The organism is Pseudarthrobacter cremeus, from assembly GCF_051857465.1.
In the GTDB taxonomy this organism is placed as follows: Bacteria; Actinomycetota; Actinomycetes; order Actinomycetales; family Micrococcaceae; genus Arthrobacter.
The window spans coordinates 486,131-498,226 of sequence record NZ_JBPZHC010000002.1 but is presented as its reverse complement, the minus strand read 5'-3'; the positions used below and the strand labels follow the sequence as shown (position 1 = coordinate 498,226).

Below are 12,096 nucleotides of genomic sequence, written 5' to 3'. Positions count from 1 at the left end.
CATCCTTTGCTGATCTAGCCATCGGTGCTCCGCAGGCGCCCGTACCCAGCGCTTTCAAGGCAACGCGGGGTCACTTCACGCCCAATCAGGGGCCCACAACGGGCGTGAAGTGACCCCGCGTTTCTTGTGGCGATAACTCTGGCGATAGATTTGCACCCATGACTGAAGCCATCTCCAACGAAGACAGCCGCGGGACCATCCTGGTCATCAACGGGCCCAACCTTAACCTGCTGGGAACCCGCGAGCCGGAAAAGTACGGCACGTCCACCCTCGCCGATGTGGAACAACTGGCGGCCGCAGCGGCTCAGGCCCACGGCTTTACGGTGGAGTGCGTCCAGTCAAACCATGAGGGCGTCCTGCTTGACGTCATCCACGCCGCCCGCGGCACCGCCGTCGGCATTGTCCTGAACGCCGGCGCCTTCACGCACACCTCCGTTGCCCTGCGTGACGCCCTGGCAGCGGTGCAGCTTCCCGCCGTCGAGGTCCACATCACCAACGTGCACCAGCGTGAAGAATTCCGGCACCACTCATTCCTGTCGCCGGTCTGTGCCGCGGTGATCGTGGGAGCGGGCGTTTTCGGCTACAAGCTGGCCATCGATTACCTGGCCGAGGTCCTGTAACGGCGACTACTTCTGGATGCACTGCCCGGAAGAAACGGGGGCGCTCATGCCGGCAGCCTGGGAGGCCACCGGGTAGAGGTCATCCATGGTGATGGCGAACCCCATCTCGGCGTCGGATGTTGCCTTGGCGAAGATCACGCCCGCCACCAGGCCGTCCGTGGTCAGCAGCGGGCCGCCGGAATTTCCCGGCTGGACGTCGCCGGCCAGGCGGTAGATGTCCTCGGGCGAAGGGTTGTTCCCATAAATATCGGGCACCAGAACCGTGGCGATATCCTGGATTGTGGCGGGTTTCGCTGAGAACGGGCCACCGTGGGGATAACCGGCAAACGCGGCCGGGCTGCCCGCCGGCAGGTCCGAAGTCAGCTCCAGCGGCTCTGACCTCAGTCCGTCAACCGCCAGCACAGCGAGGTCGTGCGTGGTGTCGAAATAGACCACCCGCCCGGGCATCGCACCGCCGTCGGCAATCTCCACAACCGGCTCCGACACGCCCGCCACCACATGCGCATTGGTGACAACCCGCCCCGGCGAAACCACAAAGCCGGTGCCGGTCTGGTTCTGGCCGCACTGATAAGCCGTTCCCGCGATCTTCAGGACCGATTCCCCGGCCCGGTTCAGGGCGACAGTATTGGTGCTGGCATTGGGCACTGCAACCTGCGGGGCCTGGTCCAGCCCTTCGATCAGTGTGGGAATTCCGTTGCCGATCACCGTGGAACGCAGCTGCGCCATGGTTGCCTTCACCGGAACAGGAGTCAGCCCGTCGATGTACCGGATGACCTTGGAGTCGGCCAGTTGCTGGGAGACAAACGGAACGCCCAGGGAGCTGATGCTGAAAGCCAGCATGGACATGACAAGTGCCGAGACCACCACATTGGCCGCGCCGCCAATGAGCCGGTCCGCTGCGCGCAACGGCCTGATCCGCACCGCGCCGCGGATTTTCCGCCCGATCATGGTCCCGAGGCCATGCCCCACGGCCATCAGTACGACGGCGGCGGCCACGATCGCGGTGAGCCTCCAGCCGGAGTCCTCCACGAAGCCACTGACGAGCGGGACGGCAAAGAAGGCAGCGAGAGCGCCGGCGGCGAAACCCACGATTCCGCCCAGGGTCACCAGAAAGCCATTGCGCAGGCCATAGATCAGGTACGACAGCAGGGCCAGGATCAGCACCAGGTCCAGAACGGTCAAGCCAAACACCAAGGCTCCTTATTTACGGTTGACTCACAATTCTAGTGGCGATGCCTGACATTATTCTGTGGATTCCCGCCGCACCGGGGCCCAGCCCCACGCAAGAGCCCGCACGGTGTGGGATCGAGCCCTCCCCCGGTTCAAATAGGCCCCTTCGCCGGTGCTTCAGGGCGAATCGGCTGCCAAGTACGTCACAGAACCGCCAAAATTCTGAAACAATGGCAAAAGCGCCACAGCCGAAACTTTTATCAGGAGATTTTATGGACATCGAGGTACTGCGCCGAGCGCCCCTTTTCGCCACGCTCGACGACGAAGCATTCCGTCTGCTGACGGATGAGCTGACCGAGGTGGACCTTTCCCGCGGCGCATCGGTATTCCGCGAAGGCGACCAGGGGGACCAGCTCTATTTCATCGTCTCCGGCAAGGTGAAGCTGGGCCGCACCTCCCCTGACGGCAGGGAGTCCCTCCTCGCCATCCTGGGCCCGGGCGAACTCTTCGGCGAAATGGCGCTCTTTGATCCCAGCCCCCGCACCGCCACCGCCACGGCTGTTTCCGAAACCCGCCTCGCCGGCCTGAGGAACGAGAGCCTCAACGCCCTCCTCCGGACCCGCCCCGAGGTCTCCGCCCAGCTGCTGCAGGCCCTGGCCCGCCGCCTGCGCCGCACCAACGATTCCCTTTCCGACCTGGTCTTCTCCGACGTACCGGGCCGCGTGGCCAAGGCACTCCTGGACCTCGCTGACCGCTTCGGCCGCCCGGCAACGGACGGCGTCCTGGTGGCGCACGAGCTCACCCAGGAAGAACTGGCCCAGCTGGTCGGCGCCTCCCGCGAGACAGTCAACAAGGCACTTGCGGAATTCGTCCAGCGAGGCTGGCTCCGCCTCGAAGCCCGCGCCGTCGTGATCCTGGACATGCAGCGCCTGCGCCAGCGCTCCCGCTGACGAGCTGATCTGCCGGCCCGAGGCCGGCATCCACCCCACCGTCCCCCTGACGGCGTGGGGGATGCCGGACCCCGGGCCTTTTGCATCCCCACAAACGCTCTGGCACTCCCTGCACGTTTTCCGCAACCCCTCTCTCACTTTCTCCCAGGCTTCTTGACTTTCGGAACAGCAGGTGCCGGAACGAGCTCCCGGACTTAAAGTTAAGTCAGAGGTGCATGACGATGTCCCTGGCAGTTGTGATCCTGATGGCGCTTTTGGGTGCGGCTTCCGTGGCGGCCGTGATCGGCACGGTGATCCTAATGATCCGCGACGGACGCGGCGAAATACCAGTGGAGCCGTCCGACGAGTCCTGGACGGCAGGCAACCTGCCCAGCCGCCCGTACGCCGCCATCCGGTTGAAGCGCATCGCGGGCGCATAGGGAAAGATCGTTGCGCCAATACCCGCAAGAGCGTCGGCCAACTCCCTGCAGGACCTGCCAGAGCGTTGGGAAAAACCTGCAGGAAGTGAAAGAGCGTTCCCTGAAGACCTGCAGGAAGTGCCAGAGCGTTTGAGCTGGGCGACAGCAGGGTAACAGGGGTTAGCGGTCCCGCTGAGGATCGCCGGCGACGGTTTTCGCGGCCTCGACTTCGAGCATCAGCTTCCCGTCCTCTTCAACGAGCGCCGGCTGGTAAACGTGCGGCTTGCGTTTGTAGCTGAGGTAGGCGATGCAGCCATTCGCGGCGGCCATCTTCTCGAGCATGATCTCGGAACCGGGCACCAGGAGCTGGCTCAGGGGCAGGCCAACAGTGTTCTCCTGGCCCACTTCATCGCCGAGGTTGGTGGTGTCGCGCTCTTCGATGGCCTTAGTGGCACAGACCCACCGCCCCCACACGCCCTTGCCTTCCAGGAGGCTGGGCTTCTGGTTCATGGGCACCGTGGCGGCAAAATAGCGGGTATCGAACCGGCGGTGCGCGAAGTCCGGGCTGCGCCAGTTGACCAGGGGCTTGAGCAGGTCGGTCCGCAGCGACAGGCCTCGCTTGGCGAGCAACTCGGCGAGCGTCTTCTCCTGGTCGGCGACCGCCACACGGGCCCGCATCCACTCGTGGCTTGACGTGGCCTCCACCGTGGTGGACATGTCCGGGCCTGCCAGGAGCACCCCGGTTTCCTCGAAAAGTTCGCGGATGGCGCCCACCACGTGGCGGCGCGCCAGCCCGACGTCAGTTGTCCCCATCTGCTCGGCCCAATGCTGGGGTGAGGGCCCCAGCCAGCCGACGGCGTCGTCGTCGGACGCGTCCAAAGAACCTCCGGGGAAGGCGAGCACGCCCAGCGGCGAGGAGCCTGGCCGGTAACCGAGCCAGGTCTCCAGGCCGGTGGGCGAGTCCCGCAAAAGCACCACCGAAGATGCGTAGCGGGCGGCTCGCGGGGTCCGCTCACCGTGTTCAATCCAGCTTCGTGCTGCTCCTTCAAGTTCTGCAGGGAGGACAAACAGGCGTCGGGCGAGCTGAGGCAAAGGAAGCGACCGGTCCTAGCTGAATTCGGCGATCAGTTCGACCTCGACCGGGGAGTCGAGGGGAAGGACCGAAACGCCGACGGCGGAGCGGGCGTGCTGCCCTGCCTCACCCAGAACGCGGCCCAGAAGCTCGGAGGCACCGTTGATGACGCCGGGCTGGCCGGTGAAGGTGGGGTCGGACGAGACGAATCCCACAACCTTGACGATCCGGGTGATCCGGTCGAGGTCGCCGATGACGCTTTTCACGGCCGCGAGGGCGTTCACGGCGCAGATCGCGGCGAAGCGATGGGCGTCTTCCGGCGACACGGTGGGCTCGTCGGCGTAGCCCTCGGTGCCGGTGGAGACCTTGCCGGTGGCTTCAAGCCTGCCGTTGACGAAGGGCAGCTGGCCGGAGGTGTAGACGTGGTTGCCGGAGATCACGGCCGGCACGTAGGCGGCTACCGGGGCTGCAACCTCGGGAAGGGTCAGGCCCAGCTCGGCGAGGCGCTGCTCGACGGCTGAAACGGGGGCCGGATCCGGCAGGTTTGCCGCGCCGGAGGTGGTTTCTGCGGGGGTGCTCATTGCTACTGCTTCTCCCTCTTGAGGTAGGCAACCAGGCCATTGCCGTCCGGTCCGGTGACTACTTGGACGAGCTCCCAGCCGTCCTCGCCCCACTGGTCCAGGATCTGCTTTGTGGCGTGAATAATGAGCGGAATCGTGGCGTACTCCCATTTGGTCATGAGAGAAAGACTAGTCCTTGCCGGTAAAGTGGAAAACATGGTGACTCGCAGGAACCCCATTTTCGACACAGCCACTACCCTCGGAAAGATTTTAGGCTTCCTTGGCGTGAGCGCTATTTGCGGTGTCCTGGTGGCCGGCCTGCTGGTTCCGGCGGCGGCCGTTTCCGGCAGCGCGGCGAGCGGTTCCATCGACTTCTTCGACACCCTTCCGGCCGAGCTGCAGGTTGACCCGCCCAGCCAGTCCACCCGGATCCTTGCGGCGGACGGCAGCCTGATCGCCAACCTCTACGAGGAAAACCGGACCAAGGTTTCCCTGGACCAGATCTCGCCGTTCATGAAGAAAGCCATCATTGCGGTCGAGGACAGCAGGTTCTACGAGCACGGCGGCGTGGACACCACGGGTATCCTCCGTGCCCTCGTGAGCACGGCCCGCGGCAACAAGCAGGGTGCCTCCACCATCACCCAGCAGTACGTCAACAACGTCCTCAACTCCAACCTCGCTGCCGAGGGCAAGGACGCGGACATCAAGCTCAACGGCGTGAACAAGGGTGTGGGTGACAAGCTCCGCGAGATGAAGCTCGCCATCGCCCTGGAGAAGGAATTCAGCAAGGAGCAGATCCTTGAGGGATACCTCAACATCGTCTTCTTCAACCGCGACGCCTACGGCATTGAGGCGGCGTCCAAATTCTTCTTCAGCACCACTGCCAAGGACCTGACGCTGCCGCAGGCCGCCCTGCTGGCAGGCCTGGTCAACAGTCCTTCGGCGTTCGACCCCATCACCAACCCCGAGAACGCCAAACAGCGCCGCGACCTGGTGCTCGGCCTGATGCTTAACCAGAAAAAGATCACCCAGGCCGAGCACGATGCCGCCGTGGCCACCCCGGTGGAACCGAAGGTCACGCCGTCGCGCCAGGGCTGCGCCTACGCCTCCACGGCACCGTACTTCTGCGACTACGTGCTCCACCTGCTCCTGAATAACCCGGCTTACGGCGCGGATCTCGAGGAGCGCACCAATGCTGTGTTCCGCGGGGGCCTGACCATCACCACCACGCTGGACGTTAACGCCCAGAAGGTGGCCCAGGCTGAGTCGGATGCGGCCGCCGGCGCCAATCCGGACAACTGGGGCGCGTCCATCGTCTCGGTGCAGCCCAACAGCGGCAAGATCCTGAACATGGCGCAGAACACGTCCTTCCTGCCCGTGGAGGGCAAGTTCAACCAGTCGCAGAACTTCAATGTGGACAAGCTGGACAAGGACGGCAACGACCTCAACGGCCTGGGCGGTTTCCAGCCCGGCTCCACCATGAAGCCCTTCACGTTCGCCGAGTGGCTGAACGAGGGCAAGTCCATGAACACGAACATCAACGCCTCCGTGCGCAAGTACCCGCAGAATTTCCCCTGGAAAAACACCTGTCCGGACCCCACAGTCGGCTGGTATGACTCGCGGGTTTCCGGCAGCTTCGACCTGCAGAACTCCGATGAGGGCTACTACCGGAACATGACGGTCCTGTATGGCCTGATGAACTCCATCAACACGGCCACGTTTGCCTCGGCAGCACAGGTTGACCTTTGCGGCATCCAGAAGATCGTGGACGCCGTGGGAATCCACGCCGGCCTGCCCTCCGGTAATGATCCCCACCCGCAGGTCAAGATGACCACGCTGGGAAACCTCATCGGTTCCACCCAGACCGCGCCGCTGACCATGGCCTCCGCCTTTGCCACGTTTGCCAACGACGGCAAATACTGCGAGCCCATCGCCATCACGTCGGTCATTGACCAGACGGGCGCCCAGCTTCCCGCCCAGTCCTCCTCCTGCCGGGACGCGGTCAAGCCCGAGGTGGCCCGTGGCGTGGCGTATGCCATGCAGGAAGTGCTGAACGGCGGCTCCGGTGCGCTCATCCAGCCGCGGCTGTCCACCAAGACCAACTTCCCCGTTGCCGCCAAGACCGGCACCAACGACACCAACGGCTCCACCTGGGTAGTGGGTTACACCACCGGCGTGGCTACCGCGGCGTGGTTCGGCGACCCGCTGGGTGACCAGCTCCGCCCCGGCCGGAACCTGACCATCAACGGCAAGAAGTATGAATCGATCGACGGTTACATGATCGCGGGCCCGATGTTCTCCAAGTACATGGCCCAGATTGCACCCGCCTACGGGACGAACCCCTTCCCTGCACCGCCCACCAACATGGTGAACGGAACGCCGGCACGGACCACTCCCACCACGCCTTCAACTCAGGCCCCCGCCCCGGCGCCGCAGTCCTCAACGCCTGCACCCGAGCCCAGCAAGCCCGGCAACGGAAACGGCAATGGCTAGGCGCGCATGAACCTCAGCCCTGCTTTGGCCAGCCGCGCCCGGAACATCGGGCGCGGCTTTGCCGTCACCGCTGCCGCCGGCACAACCGCGGGCCTTGCCGCCTTCGGCTACGGCCTCTGGGAAAAAAACCAGTTTGTCCTCCGCGAAGAGACGCTGGCCATCCTGCCGGCAGGACACGCACCGTTCCGGGTCCTGCACCTGAGCGACATCCATTTTGTCCCCGGGCAGGACGCCAAAGCGCAATGGCTCCAATCCCTGGCGTCGCTCACACCGGACCTGGTGGTCAACACCGGCGACAACCTGAGCCACCGCAAGGCAATCGACCCTCTGCTGAAGGCGCTACGCCCGCTGCTGGAGTTTCCCGGCGTCTTTGTTCCGGGCTCCAACGACTACTACGCCCCCACCTTCAAGAATCCCGCCGCCTACCTGCTGGGTCCTTCGAGGGCCAAGCAGAACCCCGTCGAGCTGGACTGGCCACGGCTCCGGACAGGGTTCGGGATGGGCGGCTGGGTGGATCTGACCAACCGCCACCAGTCGGTTGTGCTGAAGGGGATCCGGTTCGATTTCTCAGGCGTTGACGATCCCCACCTGAAGCGTGAGCGCTATGCAGGCTGGCCACGCGGGACCCGCAACCAGGACGAAAACGCACACCTCCGCGTCGCCGTCATCCATGCCCCGTACCAGCGCGTGCTGGACCACTTCACCGAAGACGGCGCGGATCTGCTCCTCGCGGGCCACACCCATGGCGGCCAGCTGTGTATCCCGGGCTACGGCGCACTGGTGTCCAACTGCGATCTCCCCACATGGCGGGCCAAGGGATTGAACAACTGGGAAAGCGACGGACGTACGACGCCGGTGAACGTCTCGGGCGGTATCGGCACCTCCCGTTTCGCTCCGATCCGCATCGCGTGCAAGCCCGAAGCCGTCCTGCTGACGCTTACTTCACGCGAATAATCCCGTAGCGAGTGAGTCCTATCACTCCATGGCATAGGGTAGTTGCTACGGGAAACTACATTCGTTTTAGAGTTTGAGAAGCGGGCATGGCCAAGCAGACCTCATTTTTCAGATCCATCAGCCGTCTCTACCCTCACGTCAGGCCGATCATCCCCCGGCTGGTGCTGGGGCTCCTCTGCGCACTGCTGGCCAGCGTCGTTGCCCTGACCATCCCCCAGGTGCTCCGTGTCCTTGTCAATGAGTCCCTGAAACCGGGCGGGGACTCAAGCGCCGTGTGGGTTGCCGCCGTCGTGATCCTGGCCCTTGGCATCACCGAGGCGGTGCTGGTGGCTCTCCGCCGGCAGTTCGTGATCAACCCGGCCACCACCGTGGAGACGGAAATGCGGGTGACTCTCTACGGCCACCTGCAGGACCTGACGGTGTCCTTCCATGACCGCTGGGGTTCGGGGCAGCTGCTCTCCCGCGCCATGACAGACCTTAACTTCCTGCGCCGCTGGATGGCGTTCGGGGCGATCATGCTGGTGGTCACCACGCTGACGGTGATCATCGGGATAGTGGTCATGTTCTCGATGAGCTGGCAGTTGGCCCTGATCTTCCTGGCCGCAGCGGTGCCCATCATGGCCTACAGCTTCCGCTTCCGGACCCGTTTCAGCAAGGCGGCGCGGCGAAGCCAGGACCAGGCAGGCGACCTCGCCACCACCGTTGAAGAGTCAGTCCACGGCATCCGCGTCCTCAAGGCGTTCGGCCGCAGCCGGGAAGCCCTGGAGAACTTCAACGAACAGGCCGAGGAGCTCCGCCAGACCGAGATCGCCAAAGCCAGGCACCAGGCCACGTTCACCATGGTGGTCACGCTGCTGCCTGAACTGGCGCTCGGGGCCGGCCTGGTGGTGGGCGTGATGCTGTGCGCCGGCGGCCAGTTGAGCATCGGTGCGCTGGTGGCCTTCTTCGCCACGGCCGCCGTCATGGCCACGCCGGTGGAATTTTCCGGCATGCTGCTGGCCATGGCTCTCACGGCCAAGACGGCCCTTGACCGGCATTTCGAGGTGATGGATACCGTCAACACCATCACCAGCCCGCCGAAGCCGCGCAAGCCCGGACAACTCAAGGGTGCGCTCAGCTTCAACAACGCCACGTTCGCCTTCGAGGACGCACCGGACAAACCCATCCTGAAGGACATCAGCCTGGATGTCCGGCCGGGCGAAACCATGGCGCTGGTGGGCATCACCGGCAGCGGCAAGAGTGCCCTGATCCAACTTGTCCCCCGGCTGTACGACGTCACCGCGGGCTCGATCACCATCGACGGCGTGGACCTGCGGGAGTTCGACGTCGAGCAGCTGCGGCGCCTGGTGAGGGTGGCCTTCGAGGACACCACGCTGTTCTCCAGTTCTGTCCGCGGGAACGTGCTGCTCGGGGCGCAGGACAGGACCGACGAAGCCCTGGACGAGGCCTTGGACGTGGCCCAGGCGCACTTCGCGTACTCGCTTCCGGAGGGCGTGGACACCCTCATCGGCGAGGAGGGCCTGAGCCTGTCCGGCGGCCAGCGCCAACGGCTTGCCCTGGCCCGCGCCATTGCCGCCAGGCCGCGTGTCCTGGTACTCGATGACCCGCTTTCCGCCCTTGATGTCCACACGGAGGAACTTGTGGAGACCCGCCTCCGTGCCGTCCTGAGGGACACCACAACCCTGATCGTCGCGCACCGGCCGTCAACGGTGGCCCTTGCCGACCGGGTGGCGCTGCTGGAGGACGGCCGGATCGCCGCCGTCGGAACCCACACCGAACTGCTCGCCACCAGCCCGCACTACCGCTACGTCATCGCCAGCCTGGACCGGGAACCACGCGACCTGGATTCGGAACTGTCGGAGCTTGAGGAAGCGGCAGATTCAGAGTCAGAGGACATCACGCGATGACCACCACAACCTTCGGTACCGCCAACGAGGACAACGCCCACCTCAGTAAGAGCGACAGCAGGGCAGTACGACGCCGGTCGCTCGCCCTGCTGGCCACGCTGATCCGTCCCGTGCGGCTCAGGTTCTGGCTGACGATCGCCATGGTGGTCCTCTCGCAGGCAGCCCGCGTCGCGGGCCCCGCCCTGATCGCCTTCGGAATCGACCATGCCCTCCCGGCCCTGCGTGCCGGCGACAACGTGCCGCTGGTGCTGACCGGCGTCGCCTACCTCCTGGCCGCGATCGCGACGGCGGGGCTCACCGCCCTCTACGTCACGGCCACCGCGCGGCTCAGCCAGGCCATGCTGCTGGACCTGCGGGTGCGGGTGTTCCAGCACACCCAGCGCCTCAGCCTGGAGTTCCATGAGAAGTACACCTCGGGCCGGATCATTGCCCGGCAGACCTCGGACCTGGAGGCCCTGCGGGAACTGCTTGACTCCGGGGTCAGCTCGTTGGCGTCCGGCATGCTCTTCATGGTCTTCACCGCCGTAACCGTCTTCGCGCTGGACTGGCGCAGCGGACTGCTGGTGCTGGCGGCAGGCGTTCCCATGTTCTTCCTTGCCCGCTGGTACCAAAAGCACTCCCAGATCGTCTTCCGTGAGTCACGGGTGGTGTCCGCCAGCCTGATCGTGCACTTCGTGGAAACCATGACCGGGATCCGGGCCGTAAAAGCCTTCCGGAAGGAACGCGAGAACGCGGCAGAGTACCGCCGGCTCTCCGATGACTACCGGCGGGTCACCGTGCGGTCCATCAACCTGAACGGCATCTTCCAACCCGGCCTGGTACTGATCGGCAATGTCTGCGTGGCCGGGGTGCTGCTGTTCGGTGGCTTCCGGGTGCTGAACGGGGATCTCGCCGTCGGTGTCCTGCTTGCCCTGATGCTGTCCACCAAGCGGTTCTTCCAGCCGGTGGACCAGATGGCCATGTTCTACAACTCCTTCCAGAGCGCCCAGGCTGCCTTGGAGAAGGTGTCCGGCCTGCTGGAGGAGATCCCCACGGTCCGGCCGCCGAAGGATGCCGTAGCCCTCCCTGACGCCCGGGGCACGATTGACTTCAAGGGTGTCGAGTTCCGCTATGGCGACGGGCCGGTGGTCATCCCCAGCATGGACCTGCACATCGCCGCCGGCCAGACGGTGGCCCTTGTTGGCCAGACCGGCGCCGGCAAGTCCACCCTCGCCAAGCTGATCGCCCGCTTCTACGACGTCACTGCCGGATCGCTGATGCTGGACGGCGTGGACCTGCGCAACCTCAGCACCACGGACCTGCGCCGGAACATTGTGATGGTGACCCAGGAAGCTTTCCTGTTCAGCGGTTCGGTGGCGGACAACATCGCCCTGGGCCGGCCCGATGCTTCCCGTGAAGATATCGAGGACGCTGCCCGGGCTGTAGGCGCCCACGAGTTCATCCTGGAACTTCCTGAGGGCTACGACACGGACGTCAACAAGCGCGGCGGCCGGGTTTCCTCCGGACAGCGGCAGTTGATCAGTTTCGCCCGCGCATTCCTTGCCCGTCCGGCAGTGCTGATCCTGGACGAAGCCACCTCCTCGCTGGACATTCCGTCCGAGCGCCTGGTCCAGAGCGGGCTTGCGCGGCTGCTTCGATCGACGTCCGGCGCCGCCGCGGACGCCGGGGCTGGCGCCGGCACTACGGAAGGCGGAAAGGAAGTCAGCGCGGACCGCGCGGCGGCGGCCGGGGTGCCCGGGGGTTCCGCTGACGATGGCGGCGCCCGTGGCGCCCGGACTGCACTGATCATCGCGCACCGGCTCTCAACCGTGGAGTCGGCGGACCGTGTGCTGGTAGTCCACGACGGCCGCATCGTGGAGGACGGCACCCCGGCTGACCTGATAGGCGGTGGCGGACGGTTCGCGGACCTCCACGGGGCGTGGAAGGATTCCCTGGTCTGACCCGGTCATGCCGGCCGATTTCGCTTCCGGGC

General features: G+C 65.2%; 11 protein-coding genes. 7 read left to right on the top strand and 4 right to left on the bottom strand.

Going from position 1 to position 12,096, the window contains the following annotated elements; genetic code table 11:
* Window positions 1-158: 158 nt before the first annotated feature.
* Window positions 159-620: a type II 3-dehydroquinate dehydratase gene (gene aroQ / locus ACS5PJ_RS06060; RefSeq protein ID WP_439434001.1), complete on the top strand. Its 462-nt coding sequence runs from the start codon at window positions 159-161 to the stop codon at window positions 618-620.
* 6 nt (window positions 621-626) lie between these two features.
* Here the strand turns inward: aroQ and ACS5PJ_RS06055 are convergent, their stop codons facing one another.
* On the bottom strand, window positions 627-1,811 hold the full coding sequence (locus tag ACS5PJ_RS06055) for a MarP family serine protease (RefSeq protein ID WP_439434000.1): 1,185 nt from the start codon (window positions 1,809-1,811) through the stop codon (window positions 627-629).
* Window positions 1,812-2,062: 251 nt separating this feature from the next.
* On the opposite strand from ACS5PJ_RS06055, the gene ACS5PJ_RS06050 reads away from it, so the two are divergent.
* Window positions 2,063-2,740, top strand: coding sequence for a Crp/Fnr family transcriptional regulator (locus ACS5PJ_RS06050; RefSeq protein ID WP_214961308.1), 678 nt, complete (start codon window positions 2,063-2,065; stop codon window positions 2,738-2,740).
* 221 nt (window positions 2,741-2,961) lie between these two features.
* A complete protein-coding gene (locus ACS5PJ_RS06045; protein WP_439433999.1) occupies window positions 2,962-3,159 on the top strand; it encodes a hypothetical protein in 198 nt (65 codons plus the stop codon).
* A gap of 159 nt (window positions 3,160-3,318) precedes the next feature.
* Here ACS5PJ_RS06045 and ACS5PJ_RS06040 read toward each other — a convergent pair whose 3' ends face one another.
* Genes ACS5PJ_RS06040 through sp36 form a run of 3 tightly spaced genes read right to left on the bottom strand, consistent with a single transcriptional unit; the run spans window position 3,319 to window position 4,949 of the window.
* Window positions 3,319-4,230 (bottom strand): NUDIX hydrolase, encoded by a 912-nt coding sequence (locus tag ACS5PJ_RS06040; protein ID WP_439433998.1) that lies wholly within the window; start codon window positions 4,228-4,230, stop codon window positions 3,319-3,321.
* 15 nt (window positions 4,231-4,245) lie between these two features.
* The gene (locus tag ACS5PJ_RS06035; protein WP_439433997.1) at window positions 4,246-4,791 is read right to left on the bottom strand and encodes a RidA family protein; all 546 of its coding nucleotides are present in this window, start codon (window positions 4,789-4,791) and stop codon (window positions 4,246-4,248) included.
* A gap of 2 nt (window positions 4,792-4,793) precedes the next feature.
* Window positions 4,794-4,949, bottom strand: a complete 156-nt coding sequence (sp36, locus tag ACS5PJ_RS06030; protein WP_011693223.1) for a Sp36 family protein — start codon at window positions 4,947-4,949, stop codon at window positions 4,794-4,796.
* Window positions 4,950-4,986: 37 nt separating this feature from the next.
* Between sp36 and ACS5PJ_RS06025 the strand changes: the two genes are divergently transcribed.
* The 4 genes from ACS5PJ_RS06025 (at window position 4,987) to ACS5PJ_RS06010 (ending at window position 12,064) form a co-directional block, all read left to right on the top strand.
* A complete protein-coding gene (locus ACS5PJ_RS06025; RefSeq protein WP_439433996.1) occupies window positions 4,987-7,263 on the top strand; it encodes a transglycosylase domain-containing protein in 2,277 nt (758 codons plus the stop codon).
* Between the two features lie 6 nt (window positions 7,264-7,269).
* Window positions 7,270-8,217 carry a metallophosphoesterase gene (locus tag ACS5PJ_RS06020; protein ID WP_439433995.1) on the top strand — a complete coding sequence of 316 codons (948 nt, stop codon included), beginning with the start codon at window positions 7,270-7,272 and terminating at the stop codon, window positions 8,215-8,217.
* Window positions 8,218-8,303: 86 nt separating this feature from the next.
* On the top strand, window positions 8,304-10,124 hold the full coding sequence (locus ACS5PJ_RS06015) for an ABC transporter ATP-binding protein (RefSeq protein WP_439433994.1): 1,821 nt from the start codon (window positions 8,304-8,306) through the stop codon (window positions 10,122-10,124).
* Complete coding sequence (locus ACS5PJ_RS06010) at window positions 10,121-12,064, top strand: ABC transporter ATP-binding protein (protein WP_439433993.1); 1,944 nt, start codon at window positions 10,121-10,123, stop codon at window positions 12,062-12,064. The genes ACS5PJ_RS06015 and ACS5PJ_RS06010 overlap by 4 nt, the downstream gene beginning before the upstream one ends.
* Window positions 12,065-12,096: the final 32 nt, after the last annotated feature.

What these genes read in the sequence shown, in the direction of transcription:
- ACS5PJ_RS06035 (WP_439433997.1), bottom strand. Translation starts at nt 4,791, where the DNA reads ATGAGCACCCCCGCAGAAACCACCTCCGGCGCGGCAAACCTGCCGGAT.
- ACS5PJ_RS06010 (WP_439433993.1), top strand. Translation starts at nt 10,121, where the DNA reads ATGACCACCACAACCTTCGGTACCGCCAACGAGGACAACGCCCACCTC.
- aroQ (WP_439434001.1), top strand. Translation starts at nt 159, where the DNA reads ATGACTGAAGCCATCTCCAACGAAGACAGCCGCGGGACCATCCTGGTC.
- sp36 (WP_011693223.1), bottom strand. Translation starts at nt 4,949, where the DNA reads ATGACCAAATGGGAGTACGCCACGATTCCGCTCATTATTCACGCCACA.
- ACS5PJ_RS06045 (WP_439433999.1), top strand. Translation starts at nt 2,962, where the DNA reads ATGTCCCTGGCAGTTGTGATCCTGATGGCGCTTTTGGGTGCGGCTTCC.
- ACS5PJ_RS06050 (WP_214961308.1), top strand. Translation starts at nt 2,063, where the DNA reads ATGGACATCGAGGTACTGCGCCGAGCGCCCCTTTTCGCCACGCTCGAC.
- ACS5PJ_RS06020 (WP_439433995.1), top strand. Translation starts at nt 7,270, where the DNA reads ATGAACCTCAGCCCTGCTTTGGCCAGCCGCGCCCGGAACATCGGGCGC.
- ACS5PJ_RS06015 (WP_439433994.1), top strand. Translation starts at nt 8,304, where the DNA reads ATGGCCAAGCAGACCTCATTTTTCAGATCCATCAGCCGTCTCTACCCT.
- ACS5PJ_RS06025 (WP_439433996.1), top strand. Translation starts at nt 4,987, where the DNA reads ATGGTGACTCGCAGGAACCCCATTTTCGACACAGCCACTACCCTCGGA.